The following is a 26,784-nucleotide window of genomic DNA, read 5'->3' as shown; positions in this document are numbered from 1 at the left end:
AAATCCGCAGTCTTGGTTCACTCCACCTGCCGAGAATTGGAGAAAGCGAATCATGGCCAAGGGTCAGATGAAGCCGGGCAGAGAGGCCCGGAAGCCGAAGAAGGACGCAAAAAAGCCTGCCGTGACGCCGGCTGCCAAGGCGCCGCCGGTTCAGGCGACCAGAATCAAGGAAAAATAGAAGGTCGCAAAACAGTTACCGGCGGTCTTAAGGGACTGCCGGCCGTTGTGACGAGCGCAAAGGCCACGACGGCCACCCAGGTGGCGATCTTCCGATGTTGGCCGGCGCGGGATTGCGTAGAGCGGTTCCGATTCTGACGGAATGGGTGAACCGCTCTACTTCTTTGCTTCTACGCAATTGCGGACGGAAACCGGTTTCCCGCTTTTCCTGGAATTGCGTTAGCGCGCGGTGAAACCGGGAGGCGTTCTGCCGGTGCGGGACTTGCGGGCTGCATAGCGGGCATCCCGCTTGGCCTTCCGCTCAGCCTCATCGGCGAGGAGGCGAGCGATACGCTCGTTTTCCTCGGATTCACGAAGCTTGGCTTCTTCAGCCGCTTTCGCTTCCGCTACAAGCCTTGCTCGTTCGGCCTCCGCTTCGCGCGCAGCCCGTTCGGCGGCCTCGCGTGCGAGCTTCTCCTGCTTCAGCTTTGCCTTCTCGGCTTCGCGCTCGGCGCGGGCGGCAAGAATCGCCTGGCGCTCGGCCTGACGCGCCAATACGGCCGGATCGTCAGCCGCAGGCCGTGTCTTGAAACGCTCGAGAAGTGCCTTCTTTGCCTCATTCGCGGCATTGCGCCGCTCGAAAATGTCTTTTTCTCTGTAGATAGCCAACTGTATTTCCCTGAAGTCAATTCGCGAGGCTTACATACGCGTCAAAGGCAAGACTTCAAGCGCCAAAACAGCATGCCAGCCATGAAATTCGGCAATGTTGCATTGCGATGACACCAAGAGCCTCGGCGTCGACGCCAAACCACGCAAGTCCTCGATGGACGGTTTTCGATGGTCGTGCCCCGGCGATTTGCAGCAGAGACAGCCCGTTCCTATATCAGCGCGACCGGAATGCAATGCGGAACCGACCCATGCCAGAACTGTCTGTCCTCGACTTGTCGCCCATTGTTGAAGGCGGCAATGCCGCTCAGTCGCTGGCCAATACACTCGATCTCGCCCGCCATGCCGAACGCCTCGGCTACAAGCGCTATTGGCTGGCCGAGCACCACAACATGCCCGGCATCGCCAGCGCGGCAACTTCGGTCGTCATCGCTCATGTCGCAGCCGGCACCAGAACCATCCGCGTCGGTGCCGGCGGCATCATGCTGCCCAACCATGCGCCATTGGTCATCGCCGAACAGTTCGGCACGCTGGCGGCTCTCCACCCTGGCCGCATCGATCTCGGCATCGGCCGCGCTCCGGGAACCGACATGCTGACCGCACATGCATTGCGCCGCAATCTTGAAGGCGGTGCCGACAATTTTCCGCGCGATGTGGTCGAACTGATGGGCTATTTCCAGCCGGCGGCGGACGGCCAGCGCGTGCATGCCGTACCGGGAGAGGGCGAGCAGGTGCCGGTCTGGATTCTCGGATCCAGCCTCTACGGAGCGCAACTGGCGGCAATGCTTGGCCTGCCCTATGCGTTCGCCTCGCATTTCGCTCCTGCCGAACTCGATCATGCGCTTGAAATCTACCGGTCGCGCTTCCAGCCGTCCGAACACCTGGACAAGCCGCATGTCATGCTGGGGCTCAACGTGGTTGCCGCCCCGACAGATGCGGAAGCGGCCACCCTGTTCACATCGCTGCAGCAGGCCTTCGTCAATCTGCGCAGCGGCCGGCCGGGCAAGCTCCCGCCTCCCGTGGAAGGCTATGCCGATGCTCTGGAACCGTCAGCACGCGCGATTCTTGGCCAGGCGCTCTCATGCGCCATCGTCGGTTCCGCGGATACGGTGAGGCAAGGCCTGGACGCCTTCGCGCGACGGACCGCTGCCGATGAATTGATGATTACCGCGCAGGTTTTCGATCACAGCGCGCGCGTGCGCTCGTTCGAGATTCTGGCGGATGTACAGCGGTCGCTGGCTCAGGCCGCCTGATCGTCAACCGAGGGGCTATTTCAAGCGTCTGACCAATTCCGCGTCGGGAAAGCATGTGGCGTTGCGGCCGCTTTTGACCTGCCACTCGCCGATGGAGCGGCGGGTCTTGAAGCCGGGCAGCCCGTCGGCGCTGCCGACATCGTAGCCATGCCCTTCCAATGCACGCTGGAGGGTGGCGATATCGGAACGGTAAAGCCCGCCGACTGCCCCCCAATTCCCGGAAAAGGTCTTGTCGCCATAGGCGATGCGATCGGCCCCGTGCCCGATGAACAGGGCATAGAGGTCGCTCATATTGTATTCCTTGAGCACGTAAAAATTGGCAGTGACGATGAAGGCGGGGCCGTTGCGACCGGCCGGCATCAACAGGAAGCCTTCGGCCCTGGTCTCATTGGGCGGAAAAGGCTTGCCGTTGACGCGGGCAATACCCATCGCCGCCCATTCGGCAATCGGCTTGCCGCGGTCCGGTCCTTCCAGCGCGCATGACACGCCCGCCGGAACGGTGACCTCGAATCCCCAGTCGCGCCCCTTGTTCCAGCCATGGTTGACCAGATAGTTCGCGATCGACGCCAGTGTGTCGGGCGTGGAATTCCAGATGTCGGGGCGGCCGTCGCCGTCGAAATCGACCGCGTGTTCGAGGAACGAAGTCGGCATGAACTGCGGCTGGCCGAGCGCGCCTGCCCATGACGACTTCATCGCTTTGCGGGCGACCAGCCCGCGCTGGACGACTTCCAGAGCGGCCAGAACTTCCTTGCGGAACATGTCCTTGCGCGTCGCCATGAACGCCTTGGTGCCCAGCACCTCGAAGGCGTCATAGGGTAGCTTCGCCGCGCCGAAGCCGGATTCGCGTCCCCAGATCGCCAGAACGATCCCTGCCGGTACACCATAGCGCTTCTCGATCGCCGCAAGCGTCCTGGCATTCGAGCCGGCACGTGCGCGTCCGCCTGCCGTCACGGCCCGTAGTGTCTTCTCGGCGAAGTAGCTGCCGGGCGAGCCGAACTCGGCCTGATGCTGCTTCTTCGGCGTTTTCGGCTTTTCGCCGGGCATGACGAGGTCCGGCAATTTCAGGTTCGGCTTTATGCCCGCAAAAGCCGCGTCGAAGGTCTTTTGCGAGATGCCGTTTGCCTTGGCTTCCGGCCACAAATCGTTGCTGAGCCATGCGCGGAACTGGTCGTCGATCTGGGCGGCAGTGGCGGGGAAGGCGAGGCCGACGAGGGTCAGGACGGCGACGACGGCTGCGAGGAGGACGCGGCGGGGGGTGGTGAGCTTAAGTGGCATTAAAACGCCGTTCTTGATTTCAGCGCTGCGGCAAGCGTGCCTTCGTCAAGATAATCGAGTTCGCCGCCGACCGGCACGCCATGGGCAAGGCGCGTTATCTTGACGTCCATGCCCCCTAGTTGATCGGTGAGATAGTGCGCCGTGGTTTGCCCCTCGACGGTCGCGTTGACGGCGAGGATAACTTCCTTCACCTCGCCGGTTGCGACGCGGTCAACCAGCGAACGTATATTCAACTGGTCCGGACCGATGCCGTCGAGCGGTGACAGGGTGCCGCCCAATACATGATAGCGCACGTTCATCGCCGCAGCCCGTTCCAGCGCCCACAAATCCGACACATCCTCGACCACGATCAGGGTTGCCGGATCGCGCCGCGCATCGGTGCAGATCATGCACGGATCGGAAGTATCGACATTACCGCACGTGGTGCAGATGCGAACCTTGTCGACCGCCTCGCCCATGGCAACCGCCAGGGGTGCAAGCAGTTGTTCCTTCTTCTTGATCAAGTGAAGGGCAGCACGCCTGGCCGAACGTGGTCCGAGCCCCGGCACTTTGGCTAGAAGCTGGATCAGGCGTTCGATTTCGGGGCCGGCGATTCGCTTGGACATGGCGCGGTTGTAGGATTTTTCCGCACCATTGAAAACAATCTGCCGCCAGCGGCCCGGCGCTGTAACGGCAGGCTTCAGTCTGACGAAAGCGTCTGGCCCTGCATGATGATCAGCGCGCCGATCGAACTGGTGTCGTCGGGCGTCTGTTCGAACGCCATCACCGGTTGGACTTCGGGAACAGATGCGGTCATGACCGGATCCCTATCGGAAGATGCCGGGACGACCACTTTCGCTTTGGCAGGCTGCAAGGTCGCAACCTTGCTTGGCGTCGCAGGGGTTTGCGCCGACGGACTGGCCGCCGCAACCTGAAACGTGGAATCGGGGGGCAGCGGCTTCCAGTTGCGGCTCCGCTTTTCGTAGAAGGCATTGCCGCCAGCAACCGCCACATAGTGCATGTTGTTGTACTTGAATTTCAATCCGGCAGTGTGGAAGAACATCGCGTTCTTCATCTTCGGGTGGCGCTCGCCTTTGAGGACAGCTTCAGCGGCCGAAGCGACATCCGGCATCGCCTTCGAGTTCATGGGCCGTGTCATCACGCCTGCCGCAAACTGGCGTGGCTCTCCCACGACGGAGCAGATGGTATTGCCATGGCGGCCTGATTTCAGGCGGTTCATCACCACTGTTCCGACGCCGACCATGCCTTCGCGGCTTGACCGGTTGGATTCGAAGAACATGGCGCGCTGCAGGCACTCCCGGTCCTTCATGGTGTATCGATAGGAACTCGTGCGGGTCGGCCCGACGCCATCGGCGAGATTGGCCGCCGACATGCTGTTTGTCGACTGGCTGCAACCGGCTAACAGGAGAAGGCAACCCACGGCGTTCAAGACGCACAGCGTCTTCCATCGCTTGGCGATCAACAAACGTCTCTCTTCTTTGTTGCCGCCACGTCCCCAGGTTGCGGCAAGAATGAGACTGTTTCCGGCAAAATAAAGGCAGAGCGCCAATTTTCCGGCATCGACGCCGGCAATCGACTCGCTTGGGTTGTGCTAAAGCGCGCCGTATTCAGACGGATTCATGCGGCGCGCCCAAAATCTTTATCAAGTATGTCGTGATCCCGAAACCGGGTGGACAACCGGTTCCCGCTTTTCCGGGGATTGCTTTAGAACGGCAGTTTCATGCCGGGCGGGATCGGCAGGCCGGCGGTCAGCGCCTTGGTCTTTTCCTGCATCACCTGCTCCACCTTGGCCTTGGCGTCGTTGTGTGCCGCAAGGATCAGGTCTTCGAGGATTTCGACGTCGTCTTCCTTGAAAAGCGACGGATCGATCTTGAGCGACTTCATCTCGAACTTGCCGCTCAAGGTGACGCTCACCAGGTCTCCTCCGGCCTTTCCGGTCGCCTCCAGTTCGGCGATCTCATCTTGCATGGCCTGGAACTTGGCCTGCATTTCCTTGGCTTTGCCCATCAGGCCGAGAAGATCTTTCATCATGGGTCCTTTGCGGTTGATCTGCGGGATTGGCCGTCAGTCGTCGTCTTCGACCAGCGGTTCGGCGGTCATGTCCTCGTCCGTCTCGCCGGCTTCAGCGGCATCCGGAATACGCACATCGATGATCTTTGCGCCGGGAAAGCGTTCCAGGATGGCAGCGACAGCGGGGTCGCTCCGGGCGTCGAGAAAGGCATTCTCGCGCTTGGTCGATTCCATCTCGGCCAGGGTCGGACCGCCTTCTTCCTTCGACAGCGAAACCAGCCAGTTGCGGCCGGTCCAACTGCGCAGCTTGGCGGTCAGATCGTTGAGCAGCATCTTGGGGGCGTCGGCGGTCAGGCTCACATCGAGCCGATCGGCATCGAAGCGAACCGGCCGGACGCATCGCTTCAGCAGGACCTTGAAGGTCATGTCGCGGTGCGTTTCCGCAAGCGCCAGGATGTCGGCCATGGATTTGACCGAGACTGCCTGCTGAGGCTCGGGCGCCGGTTGCGCCGACGTAAGGGCCATCGGCGCGGGCACCGTCTCGACCAGACGCATGGTTTGTGCGCCGCCAGTACCGGCCACGAAAGTCGTGGTGGAAACAGCGCTGGCCGGGCCGCTATCGTTACGCCCAGCCGATCCAGGGGATGGCTGCCCGGCAGAGGACCGCGGCGCAGCGCCCGGCGCCTGCGCCCCGCTTTCCAGGGATTTCAACGCTTCGTCGAGCGTCGGCAGGTCGGCCGCATGGGCAATGCGTATCATCACCATTTCCGCGGCGCTGACCGGGCGGTTCGAGCTTTGGACTTCCGGAATGCCTTTCAGCAGCATCTGCCAGGTACGCGACAGCACCTTGACCGAAAGCTGCTCGGCGAAAGCAGCACCCCGGCTGCGCTCGTCTTCCGAAAGCGATGCGTCCTCGAGTGCGGACGGCACGAAGCGCAGGCGCGTCACCAGATGATTGAACTCGGCAAGGTCGGTCAAAACGGCAGCCGGATCGGCGCCGGTGTCATATTGCGAGCGGAATTCCGCCAGGGCCGCGGCGACATCGCCCTTCATCAGATGTTCGAACAGGTCGACGATGCGGGCGCGGTCGGCAAGGCCGAGCATCGTGCGCACCGCATCCGCGCTGACGCCGCCGCCGCCATGGGCGATGGCCTGGTCGAGGATGGAAAGGGAATCGCGCGCCGAACCTTCGGCGGCACGCGCGATCATCGCCAGCGCCTCGTCGTCGATGGCGATGTCTTCCTTGGCTGAAATTGCGCTCAGATGCGCAACCAGCGCACCGGCATCGATGCGCCTCAGGTCGAAGCGCTGGCAGCGCGACAGCACCGTGATCGGCACCTTCCTGATTTCGGTGGTCGCGAAGATGAATTTGACGTGCGGCGGCGGCTCTTCCAAGGTCTTCAGCAGGCCGTTGAAGGCTTGCGTGGAAAGCATGTGCACTTCGTCGATGATGTAGACCTTGTAGCGCGCCGAAACCGGCGCGTAGCGCACCCGGTCGATGATGTCGCGGATATCGTCGATGCCGGTGTGGGAGGCTGCGTCCATCTCGATGACATCGACATGGCGGCCTTCCATGATGGCCTGGCAATGCTCGCCGGGCACGGAAAGGTCGATGCTGGGTTGGTCTATTGCGTCGGTCTTGTAGTTGAGGGCACGGGCCAGGATGCGGGCAGTGGTGGTCTTGCCGACGCCGCGCACACCGGTCAGCATCCACGCCTGCGCGATGCGGCCCGATGCAAAGGCATTGGTCAGCGTGCGCACCATCGGCTCCTGGCCGATCAGTTCGGAAAAGTTCGCCGGCCGATATTTTCGGGCGAGCACGCGGTAGGCCCCGGTGGCCGGCTTTGCCCCGGTGCTGCCTGATCCGCTCGTTCCAGCTTCATTCATCGATCAGGACGGCTCCCAGCGAGGATCTACGGACCGCGACCGGAAGCGCCGGTTGCTCAAACCAGTTTCGCCCGCACGACTGCGCATCGTCAATGCCGCCAAGATGGGCGGCCACCAAGATAGACGATACAGCGTCGTGAAGAAGGTGGGAGGCTGGAACAATGACCCGTTCCGGGCTCGTTAGGGCTGCTTCCTTCCGGACCTGACCCGGTTGGCGAGTGGATCGTCCACCACCAACCTCCCGCTTTCCATATCGGCAATTCGATGCCGAAATGCAAGTACGTGTCGAAATCGAACGGCGATGCGGCTCCGGCTCAATGAAACGCTTGCAGCGGCGTCGGGCTCGCAATAGCGTTCGAACAGCCGAACGTGCCATGTCGGACGAAGCTTTAACTTGGGAGCCGGCGGTTTTCCGCTTTCCCGCACACAAGCGCCAGGGCTTCGTAGGCTCTGCAGGCTCGAGGGGAACGCCCATGCTACCTGGCCTGAAGGCCGGTTTCACGCTCGACGCCCGGCTTGAGGCCGACAGCGAGCAATTGATGTGGCTCGGCCTGTGCGAGTTGCGCGTGATGAATGATCGGCGCTGGCCGTGGCTGGTTCTTATCCCCCAGCGGCCGGGCATCGATGAAATTCATGACATGGCGCCACTCGACCAGGCCATGCTGACCTTTGAGGTCAACATGACGGCGCAGGCGCTGAAGCAGGTGACCGGCTGCACCAAGATCAATACCGGCGCGCTCGGCAACATCGTGCGGCAACTGCATGTCCACGTCGTGGCCCGCTCGGAAGGAGACGCCGCCTGGCCGGGTCCGGTATGGGGACACGGCATTCGCGAACCCTACAAGGGTTCCGAACTTCGCCGGTTTGCCGAAACGATCAAGGCAGCGCTATAAACCTGCCGGGTTCCAACGGTCGCTTCGGATACTTTCCAGAATGGTTTTTCGTCTGTTCGACGCGCCTGAGCGCGAGCCCAGCCAGTTCGTCGGCTTTTCCGGCAATCGCATCGACCGCCAGTCGGAACATCGCGACGAAGACAGTGTGGCGAATGCGATGGCAGATCCATCGGCGCGGCTGCTCGTCCTGCGTGACGGCAGGATCCTGCTCAAGCTGAAGGACGAAGCTTTCGACCCCTGGTTTGCCGTTGGCGAACTGGGCGGTCTTGCGGCCCTGACAGAGCAGGCGATCCTGCTTGGCTCTGCCGACTGGGGGCCGGCACTGGCCGTCCCGGCAGGGGGCGAGGCGGAACAGCTTCCTGAAACGATCAAGGCGGTCGACTACCGCTCGGTCTACATTCAGGGTCTGATCGACGAAGCAGCGCTTGGCGCAATGGCGCAGGCAGCCGCCTTGCTCGCCTGGAATGCCAGCCACCGATTTTGCGGCACATGCGGCAGCCAGACGGAAATGCGGTCGGGTGGTTACCGGAGGCACTGCCAAGCTTGCGGCATCGATCACTTTCCGCGCACCGACCCGGTTGCGATCATGCTGACGGCGACGAGGGAGAAATGCCTGCTTGGCCGCGGCAAGCACTTCGCGCCCGGCATGTATTCCGCGCTCGCCGGCTTCATCGAGCCAGGCGAGACCATCGAAGACGCGGTGCGGCGCGAAACCCGCGAAGAAGCCGGCATCAGGCTTGGCCGTGTCGTCTATCACGCCAGCCAGCCCTGGCCGTTTCCCTATTCGCTGATGATCGGGTGCTTCGGCGAACCGCTCAACGACGATATCCAGCCGGACGTCAGCGAGCTTGAGGATTGCCGCTGGTTCTTTCGCGACGAAGTGCGTTCGATGCTGGCCTACGAGCATCCTGGAGGGCTGACCGTCCCGCCGAAGGGCGCCATTGCCCGCCACCTCATCAGCACGTGGGCGGAAGGCGGTATTCTCTAATGCATGTCGCCCGAAAGTGGGAACCGGTTTCGGGCGACATGCATAAAAACAAAAACTTAGAGCGCGCCAGCGAATCTGAAAGATCGCGACGCGCTCTAATAGGCGCCGCTTACCTTTTCCCGGTATTCGTTGGCCTCGTAGACCCCGAGGATGCGAACCTCGCGCGAGAAGAAACGTAGTTCCTCAAGCGCGCGCGCGACATGCGCGTCGTCGGGATGGCCCTCGATATCGGCGTAGAACTGGGTCGCGGTGAATTCCCCGCCAAGCTGGTAGCTCTCGAGCTTGGTCATGTTGACGCCGTTGGTGGCAAAGCCGCCCATCGCCTTGTAGAGCGCTGCCGGCACGTTGCGGACCCGGAAGACGAAGGTCGTCATCATCCTGGAGTTGTTGACGGCGCGGTCGGCCCAGTTCTTGCCTTTCGAAAGAACGACGAAGCGGGTGACGTTGCGTTCGGTGTCCTCGACATTTTCTTCCAGTATGTCGAGGCCATAGAGTTCCGCTGCCAGAATTGGCGCCAGCGCAGCCATCGATCTGTCCTGCTTCTCGGCAACGAGCTTGGCTGCGCCGGCCGTATCGCCCGCCACCATAGGCTTCCAGTTGTTCTTGCGGATGTATTTGCGGCATTGGCCAAGCGCGTGGATATGGCTGTGGACCGTCTTGATTTCGCTGCGCGCCACGCCCGGAAGCACCATGAGCTGGAAATGGATCGGCAGGAAATATTCGCCGACGATATGGAGTTTCGATTCCGGCAGCAGGTAGTGGATGTCGGCGACGCGCCCGGCGATGGTGTTCTCGATCGGGATCATGGCGAGATCGGCCTTGCCGGTCTCGACCGCATTGAATGCATCTTCGAAGGTGGGGCGCGGCAACGGCTCCATCGTCGGATAGACATTGCGGCAGGCGGTGTCGGAATTGGCGCCCGGCTCGCCCTGGAAAGCTATTCTGTTGGTTTTTTCTGACATTATCCGACCTGACTATCTGGAAAGCATTTGTCTGGCGCGCTCGAGGTCTTCGGGCGTGTCGACGCCGAGCGGCACGGATTGCACGACCTCGGCATCGATGCGCATTCCCGCTTCGAGCGCGCGCAATTGTTCGAGCCGCTCACGCCGCTCCAGCGGCGACGGCCCAAGTGCCACGAAACGCTGCAGGGCCTGGCGGCGGTAGGCGTAAAGCCCGATGTGATGATAAAGCGGCCCTTCGCCCCAGGGTGCTGTGGCGCGGGTGAAATAGAGCGCCTTGAGCCGAGTGCCGGAGCGTGGTGAACCGACGATCTTGACGACGCTGGGATTGTTTTTTTCCTCTTCGCGGACGATTTCGACGCCCAGCGTGGCGATATCGACTTGAGGATCTTCCAGCGGAAGCAAGGCGGCCCCGATAAGCTGCGGGTCGAGCGTCGGCAGATCGCCCTGGACGTTGACGACTGTTGTCACCTTGCCGTCCGGGTCGAGAGCTTCAAGCGCCTCGAAAATACGGTCCGATCCGGACTCGTGGTCCGCTCGGGTCATCACCGCTTCAAAGCCGTGCGCCCGCACGGCCTCGGCAACACGCACCGTATCCGTGGCCACGACGACGCGCCCCATGGCGCTGTCGGCGGCGCGGCGAGCGACATGCACGATCATCGGTTCGCCTGCGATGTCGGCCAGCGGCTTGCCCGGCAGACGGGTCGAGGCCATGCGGGCAGGAATGAGGATGAGCGTGGACATCGGATGGTGTGTGCTTCAAAAAACTCAGGTGAAAAAGTGTCAAAAGGTCTCACTGGAAGCGCCCTTATAGGTGTTGCAAGAGCCGAGCAAAAGACCTAGTTTCCGCCCGATTTGACCGCCCTGACAGGGCAAGCGAGAATACCGACGGACGGGGGACCGCGTAGTCCGCCGGAAAAGGGAGCCTGGGGCGCATGGATTCATTTGAGGTCAACAAGGTCCTGGGCGGACTGCTCGGCACCGTTTTCGTCGTTTTCTCGGTCGGGCTGGCCTCCGATGCCCTGTTTTCCTCGCATGCTCCGGAAAAGCCGGGTTTCATCATCGAAGCTGCAGAGGCTGCTACCGGCGGCGAGGCTGCAGGCGCCGCGGATGCGGTCAAGCCGATCGCCAAACTCCTGGCCAGCGCCAACGCGGATGCGGGCGCGGCGGTCTTCAAGAAGTGCCAGGCTTGCCATTCGATCGAAAAGGGCGGCCCCAACAAGGTCGGTCCCGATCTTTGGGCCGTGGTCGACCGGCCAGTCGCCGAGCATGAAGGCTTTTCCTATTCGGGCGGCATGAAGGAATTCTCCAAGGGCGGCGCCGAAAAGTGGACTTTCGACAACCTGAACCATTTCCTGCTTTCGCCGAAGAACTTCGTCAAGGGCACGGCCATGGGCTTTGCCGGCATCAAGAAGGACGACGAGCGGGCCAACCTCATTGCCTATTTGCGCACCCAGGCCGATAGCCCGGTTCCGCTTCCGGAAGCCGGAGCCGCGCCTGCGGACGCTGCAGCACCCGCCGAGGGTGCAGCGCCTGCGGAAGGTGCCGCTCCCGCCGATGCCGCCGCTCCGGCAGAGGGTGCAGCACACGCACCGGCGCAATAACGAAATCGTAATCGCCATATTCATGAAAAAGCCGGGTTTCGCCCGGCTTTTTTGTTGGAAAAGCTGCACGGCGCAGGGGCATCGGCTGCCTTGCCGGTTCCCATCGCCGGCGGATGGTCTAGATTGCGGTTCGGATATTTTTCAAAGGGAATGCGATGAGGTTTCACCGAGCGGGCATTTGGGCGATGGCCTCCCTTGCGGCGTCGCTGCTGATTTTCGGAACTGAAACCGGTCGCGCCGACGAATGGCACACCACCTCATCCCTGATCGGCGAATCCAAATATGGCGAGAATTTCCAGCACTACGACTATGTGAACCCGGATGTGCCGAAGGGCGGCGCGCTCAATTCGACGGTTGTGGGTACCTACGACAGTTTCAACCCCTACATCGTCCAGGGTTCACCCGCCGCCGGCTTCGCCCCGATCGGCGGTGGGCTGCTCTACGATACGCTGATGGAACAATCGGTCGACGAGGGCAGCGTCTCGCATCCGCTGGTCGCGGATGCCTACAAATATCCGGACGACTATTCGTCGGCGACCTATCGGCTCGATACGCGCGCCAAGTGGCATGACGGCCAGCCGATCACCGTCGATGACATTGTCTGGTCTTTCAACGTGCTGAAGGCCAACAGCCCGATGTACAACCGCTATTTCGAGAACGTCACGGAAGCGAAGGCCGTTTCCGACCGCGAGGTCGAGTTCACCTTCGACCAGAAAGGCAACCGCGAACTGCCGAAGATCCTGGGCGACCTCGTCGTGCTGCCGAAGCACTGGTGGGAAGGGACCGATGCCAGCGGCAAGAAGCGCGACGTCACCAAGCCGACGCTGGAAATTCCGCTCGGCTCCGCCGCCTACAAGATCAAGAGCTTCAAGCCGGGAGCGGAAATCATCTGGGAGCGCGTGCCGGACTATTGGGGCGCCAAACTGCCGGTCAAGATCGGACGCGAGAATTGGGACACCCGCCGCTACACCTATTTCCTCGATGAGAACGCCGAGTGGCTGGCCTTCACCAAAGGCGGCCTGCAGGACATAAATCAGGAAAACAGCGGTCGGGACTGGAAGACCAAGTATGATTTCCCGGCGCTGAAGGCAGGCGATGTCATCAAGGAAGAATTCAAGGCGATGTCGCGCGCCAATATGCAGGGTTTTGCGATCAATACGCGCCGTCCGTTTTTCCAGGATCGACGCGTGCGCGAGGCGCTTTCCTATCTCTATGACTTCGACACCATCAACCGCACGCAATCCTTCGGTCTCAACACCCGCATCACCAGCTATTTCATGGGCAGCGATCTGGCTTCGAGCGGCCTGCCGCAAGGCAAGGAACTGGAGATTCTCAACCAGTACAAGGACAAGCTTCCGCCCGAACTGTTCACGCAGGAATGGAAGCTTCCGGCCTTCGACACGCCGCAGGCCGAACGCAAGATCCTGAAGCAGTCGGTCGACCTCCTCGCCTCTGCCGGTTGGGTCATCAAGGGCGGAAAGATGGTGAACGCCCAGTCCGGGGCACCGGTCCGCTTCGAGATCCTCGACTACCGGCAAGGGGCTGAAGCAACGCTTATGCCCTATGTCACCATGCTGCAGAAAATCGGCATCGACGCGTCGTTGAGGTTTGTGGACCAGTCGCAATATGTCAATCGCGTCAACGATTTCGATTTCGACATGACCACCGTCGTGCTGGCGCAATCGGATTCGCCCGGCAACGAACAGCGCGATTTCTGGTCGGCCAAGGCCGCGGACGCGGCCGGTTCGCGCAACTATTCAGGCATCAAGGACCCGGTGGTGGACGCGCTGGTCGAGCGTGTGATCTTCGCAGCCGACAGGGACGACCTGATCGCTGCGACACACGCTCTCGACCGGGTGCTGTTGTGGAGTTTCTACGTGGTTCCGCAATTCACCCGGCCTGACGTATGGCTGGCCTACTGGAACAAGTTCGGGGTGCCGGAAAAGCAGCCGACCTACATCGGTCCCGACATCGATTCCTGGTGGATCGATCCCGAAAAGGAAAAAGCGCTGGCCGCCAAGTACAAGAGCGTCGATTGATGACGGCCATTTCGCGCCGCGATTTTCTCGCACTGGGTGCCGCAGCGGCGGCAGCTGCTCTCCTGCCCGGAAAGGCTTTTGCAAACAGCCCGACGGGTCGGAAGCTGCATGGCCTGTCCGCTTTCGGCGAATTGAAATACCCCGCAGACTTTTCGCATTTCGACTATGTGAATGTCGACGCTCCGAAGGGCGGAACGTTCAACTTCGGCCCGTCGCAATGGCTGTTCAACCAGAACCCCCAGACCTTCAACACGCTCAACAGCTTCGTGTCCAAGGGCGATTCGCCGCCGCGCATGGAAATGTGCTTCGATTCGCTCATGGTCAGTGCGCTGGACGAACCGGATTCGATCTATGGACTGCTAGCTGAAACGGTTACAATCGCGGCAGACCGCAACAGTTTCGATTTTGCCTTGCGACCGGAGGCGCGCTGGCATGACGGGTCGCCGCTGACCGCGGAGGATGCCGCTTTCACCTACAACCTGTTCAAGGAACAGGGGCATCCGGACTTGTCCTTGCCGTTGAAGGAAATGACGGCGGCTGCCGCCGTCGATGCCGGAACGTTGCGGATCACTTTTTCCGGCAAGCAGTCGCAACGCACCATTCTGGACGTGGCGACGTTCCCGATCCTGTCGAAGGCCTATTTCGCGACCGCGCCGTTCGACAGTTCGCGCATGAAGGCGCCGCTCGGCTCAGGCCCCTACAAGGTGGGGCACGTGCAGCCCGGCCAGACCATCGAATTCGAGCGCGTCGTCGGCTATTGGGGTCGAGATCTACCCGTGAACAGGGGGCTGTTCCACTTCGACACGCTACGCATCGAGTTTTACGGCGACCGCCAGGCCGCCTTCGAGGCCTTCAAGAAGGGCGACGTCGCTTTCCGCGAGGAGGCGACTTCGCGCGTATGGGCGACCAGTTACGGCTTTCCGGCGCTCGCCGCCGGCAAGGTTGTTAAACGCGAGTTTCCTTCGGAAAAGCGCCCGCTCCTGTATGGGACAGCCATGAACCAGCGGCGCGAGCGGTTTCGCGACGTCAGGGTGCGCCGCGCCATCGGGTTGTGCTTCGACTTCGAGTGGACCAACAAATCGCTGTTTTACGGCCTTTACGAACGCTCCCAGTCAAATTTCGAGAAGTCGGACTTCAGGGCAACGGGCGTTCCTTCCGCGGAGGAACTGGCGCTGCTGGAACCGCTGCGCGACAAGCTTCCGCCCGAGGTCTTCGGCGAGGTCTATTCCTTGCCTGCTTCCGATGGCAGCGGACGCGACCGCAAGCTCCTGCGCCAAGCGCAAGAACTGATGACGGACGCCGGCTGGAAACGGAGCGGCGAGTTCTTCCAGAACGCCAGCGGCGATACCTTCAAGCTGGAATTCCTTGCCGACGATGAAGGTTTGGTGCGCGTCTACACGCCGTGGGTGGAGAATTTGAAGACCATCGGTTTCGATGCCTCGATTCGCCTGGTCGAATCGGCGCAACATCAGGCCAGGCAGGCCAGTTTCGATTTCGACATGATCGCAATGGCGGTGCTGTTCTCGCCAACGCCGACGCGCGAGGGCATGGACGGAATCTTCCATTCGCGCTCAGCCAATATCCAGGGATCGCGCAACCTGCCCGGTACGGTCGACCCGGCGGTCGACGCGCTCGTTGAAGCGATCGACCGGGTCGAGGACCGTGCGCAATTGACAACAGTGCTGCGTTCGCTCGATCGGGTCTTGCGCGCGCGCATGGACTGGATTCCAAGTTGGTATTCGGCGAATCACCGCGTCGCGTTCTGGGATATGTTCGGGTTCAAGGAGCCGAAGCCGGATTACGGGTTTGCGATGGAGGCTCTTTGGTGGTTCGACAAGGACAAGGCGGCGAAGATTGGTAAGGGGTGAAATTGCAACGAAGCGCCGGCCACCTAGAGCGACCGTGAGAGCGGCCTGATGGGTGCCTATATCCTGCGTCGCGTTCTTTTGATGATTCCGACCCTGCTCGGCATCATGGCCATCTCTTTCGCAGTCATCCAGTTCGCCCCCGGTGGCCCTGTCGAGCAGGTCATCGCCAAACTGACCGGTCAGGGCGGCGACGCTAGCGACCGGATTGGCGGGGGTGGCGGAGGCGACATTGTCGGCGGCAATCTCGATGTCGGCGGCGACGTCAGTTCCAAATATCGCGGCGCCCAGGGCCTCGATCCGGAATTCATCGCCAAGCTGGAAAAGCAGTTCGGTTTCGACAAGCCGCCGCTAGAGCGCTTTGGCAAGATGATATGGGATTATGCTCGCTTCGACTTCGGCGACAGCTACTTCCGCGACATTTCGGTGATCGACCTGATCCTGGAGAAAATGCCGGTGTCGATCTCGCTCGGCCTATGGATAACGCTGATTTCCTACCTGATTTCGATCCCGCTCGGCATCCGCAAGGCGGTCAAGGACGGGTCGGCATTCGATGTGTGGACCAGCGGCATCGTTATCGTCGCCTACGCCATTCCGGGCTTCCTGTTCGCCATCCTGTTGATGGTGCTGTTCGCGGGAGGCTCGTTCTACGACTGGTTTCCGCTGCGCGGCCTGACCTCCGACAATTGGGGGCAGTTGTCGTGGCCGGCCCGTATCCTCGACTATTTCTGGCACCTGGCGCTTCCACTGACGGCCATGGTGCTGTCGGCCTTCGCCACCACGACACTGTTGACGAAGAATTCCTTCCTCGACGAAATCCGCAAGCAATACGTGGTGACGGCGCGCGCCAAAGGCCTCTCTGAGCGGCAGGTTCTTTACGGACACGTGTTCCGAAACGCCATGCTGATCGTCATTGCCGGTTTTCCGGGCGCCTTCATTTCGGCCTTCTTCACCGGCTCGCTGCTGATCGAGAACATCTTTTCGCTCGATGGGCTGGGCCTGCTCGGCTTCCGCTCGGTGGTGGAGCGCGACTATCCGGTCGTGTTCGCCAACCTCTACATCTTCTCGCTCATCGGGTTGGCCATCAGCCTGGTTTCCGACCTCACCTATACCTGGATCGATCCGCGCATCGACTTCGAGCGGCGGGACGTCTGATGACAAACCTCGAGTTGAGCAACGGCGCTGAAGTTCCGACAGGCCGGGTAAAGCGCCCTTGGCTTTCACCGCTCAACAAGCGGCGTTGGGCGAATTTCAAGGCGAACCGGCGCGGTTACTGGTCGTTGTGGATTTTCCTCGCTCTGTTCGTGCTGTCGCTGTTTGCGGAGTTCATTGCCAACGACAAGCCGGTCATCGCCTCCTACAAGGGCGAAATCCTGTTCCCGGTGCTGGTCGCCTATCCGGAAGAGAAGTTTGGCGGCTTCTATGCCGTCACCGACTATCGCGATCCGGTCATTCAGGACGAGATCAACGCCAATGGCTGGATGGTCTGGCCACCGATCCGCTATTCCTATCGCACCGTCAACAACTCGGTTCCCGAGGCAGCGCCCGCCAGGCCATCCTGGCAATATGACGCCAAGACGCGCTGCAACCAGTATCCGCAAGGCGAAGCCGACCCCAACTGTGTCGCCGGTAACTGGAATTGGCTCGGCACCGACGACCAGGCCCGCGATGTTCTCGCCCGCGCCATATACGGCTTTCGTGTCTCGGTCCTGTTCGGCCTCATACTGACACTCGGCTCGGCAATCATCGGCGTGTCTGCCGGGGCCGTGCAGGGCTATTTCGGCGGCTGGACCGATCTGATCTTCCAGCGCTTCATCGAAATCTGGTCGGCGATCCCGGTGCTTTACCTGTTGCTGATCGTAGCGGCGATCCTGCCGCCCGGTTTCTTCATCCTGCTTGGCCTTATGCTCTTGTTCTCATGGGTCGCCTTTGTCGGGGTGGTGCGGGCGGAATTCCTGCGCGCCCGCAACTTCGAATATGTCAACGCGGCGCGTGCGCTTGGCGTACCCAATCGCACCATCATGTTTCGCCACCTTCTGCCCAACGCCATGGTGGCGACGCTGACTTTCCTTCCGTTCATCCTCAACGGCTCGATCTCGACGCTGACTTCGCTCGATTTCCTCGGCTTCGGCCTGCCGCCCGGCTCTGCCTCGCTCGGCGAACTGCTCAAGCAGGGCCAGCGCAATCTCAATGCGCCTTGGCTGGGCATGACCGGCTTTGCCACTTTGTCGATCATGCTGTCGCTGTTGATTTTCGTCGGCGAGGCGACCCGCGACGCCTTTGATCCGCGGAAGACGTTCAGATGAGCGCGCCTCTGCTTGCAGTCCGCGACCTGTCGGTCGCCTTTTCGCAAGGGGGCAATACCTCCCTGGCCGTCGACGGTGTGTCGTTTGATATCGCCAAGGGCGAGACGGTGGCGCTTGTCGGGGAGTCTGGTTCGGGCAAGTCGGTGTCGGCGCTGTCGGTGCTGAAGTTGCTGCCGTATCCGACTGCCAGCCATCCGTCCGGGCAGATCCTGTTCGACGGCAAGGACCTGCTTTGCCTTGGCGAGAAAAGTCTGCGTTCGGTGCGCGGCAACAAGGTCACCATGATCTTTCAGGAGCCGATGACCTCGCTCAATCCGCTCCACACCATCGAGCAGCAGATCGTGGAAGTGCTCAAGCTGCATCGGGGCATGGGGGATCGCCAGGCCAGGCAGCGCACGCTCGACCTGCTGAACGAAGTCGGCATCCGCGAGCCGGAAAAGCGTCTCTCGGCTTACCCGCACCAGCTTTCCGGCGGTCAGCGCCAGCGTGTGATGATTGCCATGGCGCTTGCCAACGAGCCGGAACTGCTGATTGCCGACGAGCCGACGACGGCGCTGGATGTCACCGTGCAGGCGCAGATCCTCGAATTGCTGGCCAATCTCAAGGAAAAGAACGGCATGTCGATGCTGTTCATCACCCATGATCTGGGCATCGTCAGGAAGATCGCCGACCGCGTCTGCGTGATGACCAAGGGCAAGATCGTCGAGACAGGTCCGACCGGAGAAATATTCGCCAATCCGCAGCATGCCTATACGCGCCACCTGCTTGCCGCCGAGCCGAAGGGAAAGCCGCCGGCTGCGAATGAGAAAGCCCGTCCGGTCATGGCGGGCGACGACGTCAAGGTCTGGTTTCCCATCAAGCAAGGCTTCTTCCGCAAGACGGTCGATCATGTAAAGGCGGTCGATGGCATCGATATCACCGTGCGCGAAGGCCAGACCGTCGGCGTTGTCGGCGAATCCGGCTCCGGCAAGACGACGCTCGGCCTTGCCCTGGCGCGCATGATCTCCTCGACGGGCAAGATCCGCTTCGACGGCAAGGACATCAACGAACTGTCGTTCAACGACATGCGGCCTTTGCGCAGCGAACTGCAGATCGTGTTCCAGGACCCGTATGGTTCGCTTAGCCCGCGCATGTCGGTGTCCGAGATCATCGAAGAAGGCTTGAAGATTCACGAGCCGAAGCTTTCGCCGGAAGCCCGTGACCGGCGCGTCGTCGACGTGCTCGACGAGGTGGGTCTCGATCCCGCGACGCGCTTTCGATATCCGCATGAATTCTCCGGCGGCCAGCGACAGCGTATCGCCATCGCGCGCGCCATGGTGCTGAAGCCGCGTTTCGTCATGCTAGACGAGCCGACTTCGGCGCTCGACATGAGCGTGCAGGCGCAAGTCGTCGACCTGTTGCGCGACCTGCAGGCCAGGCACAATCTGGCTTACCTGTTCATCAGCCATGACCTGAAAGTGGTTCGCGCGCTCGCCAACCACGTCATCGTCATGCGCAACGGCAAGATCGTCGAGGCTGGACCGTCCGAGCAGATTTTCGGAAACCCGCAGACTGACTATACTCGGGCGCTGATGTCGGCTGCCTTCAGGATCGAGACGGCGCCGGTCGGCGTTGTGAGCGACTAGGGCGGAGAAGCTAGAAATGCCTAAACTCGACAAGGGCCGTGTCCTGCTCGCCGTTACCGGCTTTCATCCGCAGCGCTGGCATGAGCTTTTGTCCACGGAGCGCGAGGTGGTGCTTGAGCCGAATGGGCCTTCCGATCCCTCGATCGCCTATGCGGTGGTGTGGAAGCAGAAGCCCAATCTCCTCACCAATCTGCCGAACCTGCGTGCGATCTTTTCTATCGGCGCCGGCGTCGACCACATCATGGCCGACCCCACCGTTCCGGATGTGCCGATCGTCAAGGTGGTGGCCGACAACCTGACCCAGCATATGGTCGAGTTCGTCGTCTGGCGGGTGCTCGAACATCATCGCCAGGCGATGCTCTATCAAGGCCAGCAGAAGAAGAAGATCTGGCACGAGCCGCCGCAGCGCACGGCCAACGACATTTCCGTCGGCATCATGGGGCTTGGCAGCCTGGGCAGGGCGGCCGCTAGCGCGTTGCTGTCGCTGGGCTTCCGGGTCAATGGCTGGTCGCGCAAGGAACAGCAGGTGGCGGATGTGTCGACCTTCAACGGTGACAGCGGCCTGGTCCCGTTCCTCAACGCAACGGATATTCTGGTCGTCCTGCTGCCGTTGACGCCGGCGACGAAAGGCATCGTCAACTACGGCCTGCTCAAGGAACTGCGCAAACGCAATGGGCTCGGCGGTGCGGTGCTGATCAATGCTGGTCGAGGCCGGTTGCAGAAGGATGCCGACATATTGCGGGCGCTGGACGACGGTACGTTGAAGGAGGCAAGCCTCGACGTGTTCGAGGTCGAGCCGCTGCCCAGGACCAGCCCGATCTGGAGCCACCCGAAGATCTTCGTCACGCCGCATGCGGCTGCGACTTCGGACCCCAACCATCTGGTGCCGATCATGCTGCGGCAGATGTCCGCCTTCGAGCGTGGCGAACCGCTGCAGAATCTCGTCGACCGCACCGCCGGCTACTAGGTCGTGCGTCCTTTCGAACGCACAAAGGGCGCACTAACACTTTGATGGAGTGTCGGAACAATCCAAAAACCGGGTCCACTTTTCGGCCCAATGCTGTAGCCCGATTTTAGCTTAACCGGCGCATCTGCGGCGAACCAGCGAGCGGTTCATCGCATCGATCTCGCCGCTTGCCTTTTCGATCCCCCGACGGCGGTCGGAACGGACATCTGGAATGACAGGTCCCAACCCCATTGGCTGGTTGGAGAAGATCGGCTTGGCATTCGTCGGCAGATTGTATCTTCGCGCCAATTGATCGCGCTCGGTTAAAAGCGATGAACAGGAAACGCTGTCGTAGGGCAGCGAAGAGGCGACATTGCGATCCTGCTCCACGACAAGCGAATTGGCGCAGCCGGTAACGGTCAGGCAAAGAACGGATGCCGCGATAGCCGATCTCACATTCAACTCCGATGGATGATTTCACCATGTCCGTGGCGCAGGATTTTGGCTTTGTGTGGGCAGCGGCCAGAATCCCTAAGATGGGGAACGCTCGTCGGCCCACTCGACAAGTGCGGCCCGTGGCTTTAGGCAGGCCCACAATTACACGAACCGGGAAGGCCAGCCATGAGCGGAAAAACCCTGATAGCGCCATCGGTATTGGCTTCGGATTTCTCGAGGCTCGGCGACGAGGTCGAGGCCGTCGTTGCCGCCGGTGCGGACTGGGTGCATCTCGACGTGATGGACGGCCATTTCGTGCCCAACATCACTTTCGGTCCGCCGGTCATCAAGGCGATCCGCAACCGCACCAAGGCCTATTTCGACTGTCATCTGATGATCGCGCCTGTCGATCCCTACCTGGCCGCCTTCGCCGATGCCGGCTGTGACGGCATCACCGTCCACGCCGAGGCAGGGCCGCATCTCGACCGCTCGCTGCAGACCATCCGCAACCTGGGCAAGAAGGCAGGTGTTTCGCTCAATCCGGCGACGCCTGAGAGCGCCATCGAATATGTGCTGGACCGGCTCGACCTGATCCTGATCATGACGGTCAATCCGGGCTTTGGAGGGCAGGCTTTCATTCCGGCAATGGTCGATAAGGTGAAGCGCGTGAAGGCGATGATCGGCAACCGGCCGATCCATATCGAGATCGACGGCGGCATTTCCCCGGAGACGGCGCCGCTGGTGACCGCTGCCGGGGCCGACGTTCTTGTGGCAGGGGCTGCCGTATTCAAAGGCGATGGTGTCGAGGCGTATCGCAAGAATATCGAAGCGATCCGCTCCACGGCAGACGGCGCAATCCGCTGAACACCACGGCCGCGCGACGGCTCAACTCGCGCTAAACACCTTGTCGCCGCCGATCCAGACGCCGTTGACGGCCAGGTCTTCGGACAAAGCGACAACATTTGCCGCCTGCCCCTTGGCCAGCCGACCGATGCGGTGCGATTGCCCGACTGCCTGGGCCGGATAGGCCGAGGCCATGCGCAGCGCCTCTCCCAATTCCACCCCGATCACCTCGTGCATGAAGCGGACTGCCGAGATCATGTCGAGATCGGCGCCTGCCAGGGTGCCGTCGGCAAGTGTCAGGCGGCCTTCCTTGCGGTAGATGGTGCGACCGTTAAGCGCAAACGACGTCATGTCGGTGCCGATGGTCGCCATGGCGTCGGTGACGAGGAAGATCCGCGCCGGTCCCAGCTTGGCGCGCAGCGCGATGCCGATGGTTGCAGCCTCGACATGGATGCCGTCGGCGATCAGGCCGGCCGCGAGCGTTCCCGTGTCGATGGCAGCCCCTGCTAGGCCTGGCTCGCGGTTGCCGATCTGGCTCATCGCGTTGAACAGGTGGGTGACGACGGAAGCGCCAGCTTCGGCATAGGAGCCGGCGGTGGCATAGCCGGCATCGGAATGGCCGAGACTGACGACGATGCCGGCCTGCGCCAACGCCCTGACCTGGTCCGTGGTCGCGGATTCCGGTGCCACGGTCGTCAAAAGCACCGGCAGGCCGGCCTTTGCCTCAATCAACGCCGACTGGTCCGCGCCAGTCATCGGTCGGATCAGTTTGGGATCGTGTGCGCCCTTGCGGGCCAGCGACAGATGCGGGCCTTCAAGATGCAGGCCAAGAAACCCCGGAACCCCAAGCTTTGCGGCCTCCTTGCCTGCCGACACTGCGGCCGCCGTGATTTCCGGCGTGTCGGTGATGAGGGTCGGCAACAGCGCCGTGGTTCCGAACGGCGCATGGGCCGCGCAGATCGTTTCGATCGAGGCGACATCGGGGTGGTCGTTGAGCATGACGCCGCCGCCGCCATTGACCTGAAGGTCGGTGAAGCCGGGCGCGAGGATGGCGTCCTTGCCGTCGACCAGGTTCAGGTCGGCAGGTAGCGAGCCTTGCGGCAAGATGGCTTCGATGCTGCCATTTGCAATGACCAGCGCCGCGTCTTCATGCCAGGCGTCGCCGTCGAAAATCCGCGCGGCGAAAAGGGCGAAGCGGCCGTTCATACGGTTTCGGTGACCTTGTGCAAATTGGGCGGCGCATCGGGATTGAGGCCGCGATGGCGGGCGAAGGCCTCGACAAAGGAATAGAACGACACGATCAGCGCCAACGGCTCTGTCAGCGTATGGCCTGTCGCGACAAACGGCAGATGCCGGGCGCGTTTCGCCAACCCGGTGGTGGCGAATGCCGCCGCTTCCTTTGCCGCCAGCGCGTCGGCGGTATCGGCGACCGACCGTTCTGCGGCATCGCGCGAGGCAAGGGCCAGCACAGGAAATTTCGGGCCTACCAGGGCAAGCGGCCCGTGCATCACCTCGGCAGTGCTGTAGGCTTCCGCGTGCATGGCGCAGGTTTCCTTGAATTTCAGCGCTGCTTCGCTGGCGATGGCGAAGGATGGGCCGCGACCCAATATGAACAAGGATTTCTGACCCTCCAGCGCGCCGGCAAGCGCCATCCAGTCGCAGCCGATCGCCAGTTCGAGCTTGCCGGGCAATTCCCGCAGCGCGGCGAGCAAAGTCTCGTCGTTCGTGCAATGGGCCATCAGGGCGAGGCCTGCGACTGCGGAATTCACGAATGTCTTGGTCGCGGCCACGCTGCGCTCCGGCCCGGCCAGAATATCTATGGAGTGGTTGCAGGCTCGCGCGAGCGGCGAGTCCGCCGTATTCGTCAAGGCGATGGTCAGCGCACCACGCTGCCCGGCACTCTCGGCCATGGCGACGATGTCGGGGCTTTTGCCAGACTGCGAGACGGCGAGGCAGGCGGAACCGTTTAGCCTCAACTTGGCGCCGTAGATGGACGCCACCGATGGCCCGACCGACGCCACGGCCAGTCCGGCGGTCAGTTCGATGGCGTATTTCAGGAAAGTCGCCGCGTGGTCGGACGAGCCTCTCGCAACGGTAACGACGAAATTCGGATCGCGTTCCCGTATTCCGCGCCCCGCCTCAGTCAGCGAAGGGGCCGAACCATCGAGCAAGCGGGCGACCGCCTGTGGTATCTCCTCGATCTCCCGGCGCATATGGGTTTTCTGTGCCGTCATGGTCGGCCTCCCAGTTCGTTGTCAGGGCCGCTCAGCCGCAACTCCGCGACAAAATCATAGGCGTCGCCGCGATAGATCGAGCGGGTGAATTCGACCACCCTGCCGCTCGCCAGATAGGAGATGCGCTCTATATGGAGGCCCGCGACACCGGCCTGTACATCGAGCAACTTGGCATCGGTCTCGTTCAAATTTGCGGCAGATATCCGCTGAACGGCGCGAACCGGCCGGTTGCCCGTTTTCTCAAGCGCACTGTAGAGCGAAGAATCGATTGCCGCCGGATCGGCCAGGATGGATGTCGAAAGCGACGCCCGTTCGATCGCCAGCGGCGTATCGTCGGCAATGCGCAGGCGCGCGATGCGCGCGACCAGTTCCTTGGACGACAGGCCAAGCACCATCATTTCTTCCGGTGAGGGCGCGAAGATGCCTCGATCCAGCCAGGCCGAGCGAACCGTCATGCCACGCCGGGCCATGTCTTCGGTGAAGGAGGTGAGCCGCGACAGGGATTGCTCCACGCGCTCGACGCGCGGCGCGACAAAGGTGCCCGATCCATGGCGCTGGACGAGGATGCCGCCCTTGACCAGATCGTGCACCGCCTTGCGCACGGTGACGCGCGAAATATCGGCCTTGGTGGCAATGTCGCGCTCCGACGGCAAGGCGTCGCCGGGGCCGATCAGTCCGGTTTTGACGGCGTCCTCGATATTCTTGCGAAGCTGAAGGTAGAGCGGTAGCCCGCTTTGCCCCGCTTGCTTCAGCCCGGCGAAGATCTGATCGGAGACGTCAGCCATTCGCGGCCTCCGAGGGCGCGAACAGGCGCGCGGCCATGCGCACGGCACCATTCAGCGCATCGCCGAGCGGCGGACGCAGCAACGCCTGGTAGTTGGCCGACAGGCGCGGCGCATAAAGCCCGGCCAGTCCGCCAAGCAGGCACAAGGCATCGCCCGCCTTGAGGTCGAGGACTGCAAGCGATGCCTCGACGTCGGCTACTGCCCGGTCAATGATCCAACTGGCCACCGCATCTCCCTTGGCGGCGTGCTCGAACACCTTGGGCGCAAAGCCGCCGAAGTCGCCGGGCTTGGCATTGGTTGTGAACTCGACAACATCCTGCGGATCGCCGCGAAAGACGGCAAGCATCTCGTGCGTCAGCGGGGAAGCCTTGCGGATGCCGTCATGGGCCAGCAAGGTCTGCTCCAGGAGATCGCGGCCGATGCGCGCGCCGCTGCCCTGGTCGCCGACCTGGAATCCCCAACCGCCGATGGCCCGCGATACCCCGCCCTTGCGCGCCATGTAGGCCGTGCCGGTGCCGAGCACGGCGATCGCGCCGTCGCCATCGCCGATCGCCCCTTCCAGCGCAATTTCCGCATCCGTCTCGACGCGGCTTTGGCTAAATGGCAGGATTGCCTGCAATTGCTGGCGATAGGTTCCGACATTGGCGCCGGCCAAGCCCAGTACGGCCGGCGTGTCGGGGATGAGGTTCGGGTCCTTGCCTGCGTCGAGGAATGCCAGTCTGGCAGCTTCGACGATATGCGCCCGCGCGCCGGTCAAATCTGTGCGGATGTTCGCCGCGCCGCTCTTGGCGCGCCCGACGATAACGCCATCCGCTGTCGCAAGGGCCGCCCTGCAACTGGTGCCGCCGCCGTCTATGCCGAGCACGAAATCCAACGCGATGCCTCCACTGTTTTGATGATACCAATAAAATACCAATAGCCAAGCCTTAATTTCTGTTTCGAAAAGATTAAGGCGTATTTTATTGAAAAATAACATGTTTTTACGATAATGCTCGTTTGAGGCGAGAGAAATCGTTAATGCGTGTAGACAAGTGGTATTTTTTTGGTATTGTTTTGCTATCGGAGGAAATGGGATGGCGGAAATGCGCACGGAAGCGCTGCACCGAAGTGCCGGGGGGCTGGATATTCAGCCGCCGCACGCCGTGCTTTCCGCGCTGGCCGATGCTCAGGTCGAGGCGGCAAGTGCGGTGCGCCAGGCCATACCGCAGATCGCGGTCGCAGCGCGGCTGATCGCCGACAGGCTCGGCAGCGGGGGAAGGCTGGTCTATGCGGCTGCCGGCAGCTCGGGCCTGATGGCGCTGGCAGACGGCCTGGAACTGCCTGGCACCTTTGGCATTGCCCGCGACCGCATCGCGATACTGATCGCGGGTGGCGACGAAGCGCTTCACAATCTTGCCGGTGGGCCTGAAGACGATGCGACCGATGCCGCCAAGGCAATCGGGGACTGCGGTGTCGGTTCCGCCGATTGCGTCATCGCCATCTCGGCCAGCGGCTCTACGCCTTATGCGGTGCGGGCGCTCGAGGAGGCGAAGTCCAGCGGTGCCGCCACCATCGCCATCGCCAACAACAAGGGCGCTCCCTTGTTCGAGAAGGCCGATGTGGCCGTTCTCATCGAGACGCCGCCGGAAGTGATTGCCGGCTCGACCCGTATGGGCGCCGGTACTGCCCAGAAGATCGCTCTCAACATGATGTCGACTTTGGCCGCCATTCATCTCGGCCATGTCCATGACGGCTACATGGTCAGCCTTACCGCCGACAACAAGAAGCTGCGCGACCGCGCCAGCCGCATCGTTTCCGCAATCACCGGCCGCGACGGGGACGAAGCCCAGGCGTTGCTGGAACGTGGCGGCGGAGAGGTCAAGACGGCCGTCCTGCTTGCGGCAGGCGCCGGCAGCGCCGAGGCGGCTCGCAAACTACTGGACGGGACAGGCCAGAAGCTTAGGCCTGCCCTTTCCGCAATTGAGGGGAGCAGGGGGCAGGCGACCTCCGATCTCGTCAAAAACCGAACCTGACAA

The 26,784-nt window shown here is 62.0% G+C and carries 26 protein-coding genes and 1 other RNA gene; 13 read left to right on the top strand and 14 right to left on the bottom strand.

All coding sequences use genetic code 11. The features are described from left to right. Positions 1 to 52: 52 nt before the first annotated feature. Positions 53 to 178 carry a hypothetical protein gene (locus tag ASD64_RS21855; RefSeq protein WP_274533364.1) on the top strand — a complete coding sequence of 42 codons (126 nt, stop codon included), beginning with the start codon at positions 53 to 55 and terminating at the stop codon, positions 176 to 178. A 218-nt stretch (positions 179 to 396) separates the two neighbouring features. On the opposite strand, the gene ASD64_RS15395 is transcribed toward ASD64_RS21855, so the two are convergent. Continuing rightward, positions 397 to 825, bottom strand: a complete 429-nt coding sequence (locus ASD64_RS15395; RefSeq protein WP_056106538.1) for a DUF6481 family protein — start codon at positions 823 to 825, stop codon at positions 397 to 399. A gap of 248 nt (positions 826 to 1,073) precedes the next feature. On the opposite strand from ASD64_RS15395, the gene ASD64_RS15390 reads away from it, so the two are divergent. Beyond that, on the top strand, positions 1,074 to 2,075 hold the full coding sequence (locus ASD64_RS15390; protein WP_056106537.1) for an LLM class flavin-dependent oxidoreductase: 1,002 nt from the start codon (positions 1,074 to 1,076) through the stop codon (positions 2,073 to 2,075). Between the two features lie 15 nt (positions 2,076 to 2,090). On the opposite strand, the gene ASD64_RS15385 is transcribed toward ASD64_RS15390, so the two are convergent. The 6 genes from ASD64_RS15385 to ffs form a co-directional block, all read right to left on the bottom strand. After that, a complete protein-coding gene (locus ASD64_RS15385) occupies positions 2,091 to 3,350 on the bottom strand; it encodes a lytic murein transglycosylase (protein WP_056106536.1) in 1,260 nt (419 codons plus the stop codon). After that, positions 3,350 to 3,955 (bottom strand): recombination mediator RecR, encoded by a 606-nt coding sequence (gene recR / locus ASD64_RS15380; protein WP_056106535.1) that lies wholly within the window; start codon positions 3,953 to 3,955, stop codon positions 3,350 to 3,352. The genes ASD64_RS15385 and recR overlap by 1 nt, the downstream gene beginning before the upstream one ends. A gap of 74 nt (positions 3,956 to 4,029) precedes the next feature. Continuing rightward, positions 4,030 to 4,812 (bottom strand): cell wall hydrolase, encoded by a 783-nt coding sequence (locus ASD64_RS15375; protein ID WP_244480807.1) that lies wholly within the window; start codon positions 4,810 to 4,812, stop codon positions 4,030 to 4,032. A 242-nt stretch (positions 4,813 to 5,054) separates the two neighbouring features. Next, positions 5,055 to 5,378, bottom strand: coding sequence for a YbaB/EbfC family nucleoid-associated protein (locus ASD64_RS15370; RefSeq protein WP_056106645.1), 324 nt, complete (start codon positions 5,376 to 5,378; stop codon positions 5,055 to 5,057). A 36-nt stretch (positions 5,379 to 5,414) separates the two neighbouring features. Then, positions 5,415 to 7,247: a DNA polymerase III subunit gamma/tau gene (locus tag ASD64_RS15365; protein ID WP_056106533.1), complete on the bottom strand. Its 1,833-nt coding sequence runs from the start codon at positions 7,245 to 7,247 to the stop codon at positions 5,415 to 5,417. Positions 7,248 to 7,392: 145 nt separating this feature from the next. After that, an RNA gene (gene ffs / locus ASD64_RS20720) (signal recognition particle sRNA small type) lies at positions 7,393 to 7,489 on the bottom strand. Positions 7,490 to 7,720: 231 nt separating this feature from the next. On the opposite strand from ffs, the gene ASD64_RS15360 reads away from it, so the two are divergent. Beyond that, entirely contained in the window at positions 7,721 to 8,140 is a 420-nt protein-coding gene (locus ASD64_RS15360; protein ID WP_056106532.1) for an HIT domain-containing protein, read from the top strand. A gap of 40 nt (positions 8,141 to 8,180) precedes the next feature. Next, positions 8,181 to 9,128: an NAD(+) diphosphatase gene (gene nudC / locus ASD64_RS15355; protein ID WP_056106531.1), complete on the top strand. Its 948-nt coding sequence runs from the start codon at positions 8,181 to 8,183 to the stop codon at positions 9,126 to 9,128. A 95-nt stretch (positions 9,129 to 9,223) separates the two neighbouring features. Here nudC and ASD64_RS15350 read toward each other — a convergent pair whose 3' ends face one another. Both ASD64_RS15350 and ASD64_RS15345 read right to left on the bottom strand, forming a co-directional pair. Next, a complete protein-coding gene (locus ASD64_RS15350; RefSeq protein WP_056106529.1) occupies positions 9,224 to 10,090 on the bottom strand; it encodes a prephenate dehydratase in 867 nt (288 codons plus the stop codon). Between the two features lie 12 nt (positions 10,091 to 10,102). Further along, positions 10,103 to 10,831: a 3-deoxy-manno-octulosonate cytidylyltransferase gene (locus ASD64_RS15345; RefSeq protein ID WP_056106527.1), complete on the bottom strand. Its 729-nt coding sequence runs from the start codon at positions 10,829 to 10,831 to the stop codon at positions 10,103 to 10,105. A gap of 191 nt (positions 10,832 to 11,022) precedes the next feature. Here ASD64_RS15345 and ASD64_RS15340 point away from each other — a divergent pair, with 191 nt between their 5' ends. The 7 genes from ASD64_RS15340 (at position 11,023) to ASD64_RS15310 (ending at position 20,493) form a co-directional block, all read left to right on the top strand. Then, entirely contained in the window at positions 11,023 to 11,691 is a 669-nt protein-coding gene (locus ASD64_RS15340; RefSeq protein ID WP_056106525.1) for a c-type cytochrome, read from the top strand. 185 nt (positions 11,692 to 11,876) lie between these two features. Continuing rightward, positions 11,877 to 13,730, top strand: a complete 1,854-nt coding sequence (locus tag ASD64_RS15335; protein ID WP_244480806.1) for an extracellular solute-binding protein — start codon at positions 11,877 to 11,879, stop codon at positions 13,728 to 13,730. After that, complete coding sequence (locus ASD64_RS15330; RefSeq protein ID WP_056106521.1) at positions 13,730 to 15,598, top strand: extracellular solute-binding protein; 1,869 nt, start codon at positions 13,730 to 13,732, stop codon at positions 15,596 to 15,598. The genes ASD64_RS15335 and ASD64_RS15330 overlap by 1 nt, the downstream gene beginning before the upstream one ends. A 48-nt stretch (positions 15,599 to 15,646) precedes the next feature. Beyond that, entirely contained in the window at positions 15,647 to 16,750 is a 1,104-nt protein-coding gene (locus tag ASD64_RS15325; protein WP_056106519.1) for a microcin C ABC transporter permease YejB, read from the top strand. Continuing rightward, positions 16,750 to 17,901: an ABC transporter permease gene (locus ASD64_RS15320; protein ID WP_056106517.1), complete on the top strand. Its 1,152-nt coding sequence runs from the start codon at positions 16,750 to 16,752 to the stop codon at positions 17,899 to 17,901. The genes ASD64_RS15325 and ASD64_RS15320 overlap by 1 nt, the downstream gene beginning before the upstream one ends. Further along, positions 17,898 to 19,526, top strand: coding sequence for an ABC transporter ATP-binding protein (locus tag ASD64_RS15315; RefSeq protein ID WP_056106515.1), 1,629 nt, complete (start codon positions 17,898 to 17,900; stop codon positions 19,524 to 19,526). The genes ASD64_RS15320 and ASD64_RS15315 overlap by 4 nt, the downstream gene beginning before the upstream one ends. A 16-nt stretch (positions 19,527 to 19,542) precedes the next feature. Then, positions 19,543 to 20,493 (top strand): 2-hydroxyacid dehydrogenase, encoded by a 951-nt coding sequence (locus ASD64_RS15310; protein WP_056106513.1) that lies wholly within the window; start codon positions 19,543 to 19,545, stop codon positions 20,491 to 20,493. Between the two features lie 111 nt (positions 20,494 to 20,604). On the opposite strand, the gene ASD64_RS15305 is transcribed toward ASD64_RS15310, so the two are convergent. Then, positions 20,605 to 20,928 (bottom strand): hypothetical protein, encoded by a 324-nt coding sequence (locus tag ASD64_RS15305; RefSeq protein ID WP_056106643.1) that lies wholly within the window; start codon positions 20,926 to 20,928, stop codon positions 20,605 to 20,607. A 165-nt stretch (positions 20,929 to 21,093) separates the two neighbouring features. Between ASD64_RS15305 and rpe the strand changes: the two genes are divergently transcribed. Then, entirely contained in the window at positions 21,094 to 21,771 is a 678-nt protein-coding gene (rpe, locus tag ASD64_RS15300) for a ribulose-phosphate 3-epimerase (protein ID WP_056106512.1), read from the top strand. A gap of 21 nt (positions 21,772 to 21,792) precedes the next feature. Here rpe and nagA read toward each other — a convergent pair whose 3' ends face one another. Genes nagA through ASD64_RS15280 form a run of 4 tightly spaced genes read right to left on the bottom strand, consistent with a single transcriptional unit; the run spans position 21,793 to position 25,643 of the window. Further along, positions 21,793 to 22,956 (bottom strand): N-acetylglucosamine-6-phosphate deacetylase, encoded by a 1,164-nt coding sequence (gene nagA / locus ASD64_RS15295; protein ID WP_056106510.1) that lies wholly within the window; start codon positions 22,954 to 22,956, stop codon positions 21,793 to 21,795. Next, positions 22,953 to 23,984 (bottom strand): SIS domain-containing protein, encoded by a 1,032-nt coding sequence (locus ASD64_RS15290; protein WP_056106507.1) that lies wholly within the window; start codon positions 23,982 to 23,984, stop codon positions 22,953 to 22,955. The genes nagA and ASD64_RS15290 overlap by 4 nt, the downstream gene beginning before the upstream one ends. Beyond that, positions 23,981 to 24,769 carry a GntR family transcriptional regulator gene (locus ASD64_RS15285; RefSeq protein ID WP_056106505.1) on the bottom strand — a complete coding sequence of 263 codons (789 nt, stop codon included), beginning with the start codon at positions 24,767 to 24,769 and terminating at the stop codon, positions 23,981 to 23,983. Before ASD64_RS15285 ends, ASD64_RS15290 begins: the two co-directional genes overlap by 4 nt. Next, positions 24,762 to 25,643: an N-acetylglucosamine kinase gene (locus ASD64_RS15280; RefSeq protein WP_056106503.1), complete on the bottom strand. Its 882-nt coding sequence runs from the start codon at positions 25,641 to 25,643 to the stop codon at positions 24,762 to 24,764. Before ASD64_RS15280 ends, ASD64_RS15285 begins: the two co-directional genes overlap by 8 nt. A 199-nt stretch (positions 25,644 to 25,842) precedes the next feature. Between ASD64_RS15280 and ASD64_RS15275 the strand changes: the two genes are divergently transcribed. Beyond that, positions 25,843 to 26,781 carry an N-acetylmuramic acid 6-phosphate etherase gene (locus ASD64_RS15275; RefSeq protein WP_056106501.1) on the top strand — a complete coding sequence of 313 codons (939 nt, stop codon included), beginning with the start codon at positions 25,843 to 25,845 and terminating at the stop codon, positions 26,779 to 26,781. Positions 26,782 to 26,784: the final 3 nt, after the last annotated feature.

Origin of the sequence: Mesorhizobium sp. Root157 (genome assembly GCF_001427385.1) — a bacterium.
In the GTDB taxonomy this organism is placed as follows: Bacteria; Pseudomonadota; Alphaproteobacteria; order Rhizobiales; family Rhizobiaceae; genus Mesorhizobium.
This window is presented reverse-complemented; position numbering and strand designations above follow the sequence as displayed.

Excerpts from the sequence above, each read along its gene's own strand:
- ASD64_RS15275 (WP_056106501.1), top strand. The coding sequence starts at position 25,843 with ATGGCGGAAATGCGCACGGAAGCGCTGCACCGAAGTGCCGGGGGGCTG.
- ASD64_RS15370 (WP_056106645.1), bottom strand. The coding sequence starts at position 5,378 with ATGAAAGATCTTCTCGGCCTGATGGGCAAAGCCAAGGAAATGCAGGCC.
- ASD64_RS15360 (WP_056106532.1), top strand. The coding sequence starts at position 7,721 with ATGCTACCTGGCCTGAAGGCCGGTTTCACGCTCGACGCCCGGCTTGAG.
- ASD64_RS15390 (WP_056106537.1), top strand. The coding sequence starts at position 1,074 with ATGCCAGAACTGTCTGTCCTCGACTTGTCGCCCATTGTTGAAGGCGGC.
- ASD64_RS15290 (WP_056106507.1), bottom strand. The coding sequence starts at position 23,984 with ATGACGGCACAGAAAACCCATATGCGCCGGGAGATCGAGGAGATACCA.
- ASD64_RS15330 (WP_056106521.1), top strand. The coding sequence starts at position 13,730 with ATGACGGCCATTTCGCGCCGCGATTTTCTCGCACTGGGTGCCGCAGCG.
- nagA (WP_056106510.1), bottom strand. The coding sequence starts at position 22,956 with ATGAACGGCCGCTTCGCCCTTTTCGCCGCGCGGATTTTCGACGGCGAC.
- rpe (WP_056106512.1), top strand. The coding sequence starts at position 21,094 with ATGAGCGGAAAAACCCTGATAGCGCCATCGGTATTGGCTTCGGATTTC.
- ASD64_RS15320 (WP_056106517.1), top strand. The coding sequence starts at position 16,750 with ATGACAAACCTCGAGTTGAGCAACGGCGCTGAAGTTCCGACAGGCCGG.
- ASD64_RS15310 (WP_056106513.1), top strand. The coding sequence starts at position 19,543 with ATGCCTAAACTCGACAAGGGCCGTGTCCTGCTCGCCGTTACCGGCTTT.
- ASD64_RS15365 (WP_056106533.1), bottom strand. The coding sequence starts at position 7,247 with ATGAATGAAGCTGGAACGAGCGGATCAGGCAGCACCGGGGCAAAGCCG.
- ASD64_RS15285 (WP_056106505.1), bottom strand. The coding sequence starts at position 24,769 with ATGGCTGACGTCTCCGATCAGATCTTCGCCGGGCTGAAGCAAGCGGGG.
- ASD64_RS15315 (WP_056106515.1), top strand. The coding sequence starts at position 17,898 with ATGAGCGCGCCTCTGCTTGCAGTCCGCGACCTGTCGGTCGCCTTTTCG.
- recR (WP_056106535.1), bottom strand. The coding sequence starts at position 3,955 with ATGTCCAAGCGAATCGCCGGCCCCGAAATCGAACGCCTGATCCAGCTT.
- ASD64_RS15325 (WP_056106519.1), top strand. The coding sequence starts at position 15,647 with ATGGGTGCCTATATCCTGCGTCGCGTTCTTTTGATGATTCCGACCCTG.
- ASD64_RS15345 (WP_056106527.1), bottom strand. The coding sequence starts at position 10,831 with ATGTCCACGCTCATCCTCATTCCTGCCCGCATGGCCTCGACCCGTCTG.
- ASD64_RS15335 (WP_244480806.1), top strand. The coding sequence starts at position 11,877 with ATGGCCTCCCTTGCGGCGTCGCTGCTGATTTTCGGAACTGAAACCGGT.
- nudC (WP_056106531.1), top strand. The coding sequence starts at position 8,181 with ATGGTTTTTCGTCTGTTCGACGCGCCTGAGCGCGAGCCCAGCCAGTTC.
- ASD64_RS21855 (WP_274533364.1), top strand. The coding sequence starts at position 53 with ATGGCCAAGGGTCAGATGAAGCCGGGCAGAGAGGCCCGGAAGCCGAAG.
- ASD64_RS15385 (WP_056106536.1), bottom strand. The coding sequence starts at position 3,350 with ATGCCACTTAAGCTCACCACCCCCCGCCGCGTCCTCCTCGCAGCCGTC.
- ASD64_RS15350 (WP_056106529.1), bottom strand. The coding sequence starts at position 10,090 with ATGTCAGAAAAAACCAACAGAATAGCTTTCCAGGGCGAGCCGGGCGCC.
- ASD64_RS15340 (WP_056106525.1), top strand. The coding sequence starts at position 11,023 with ATGGATTCATTTGAGGTCAACAAGGTCCTGGGCGGACTGCTCGGCACC.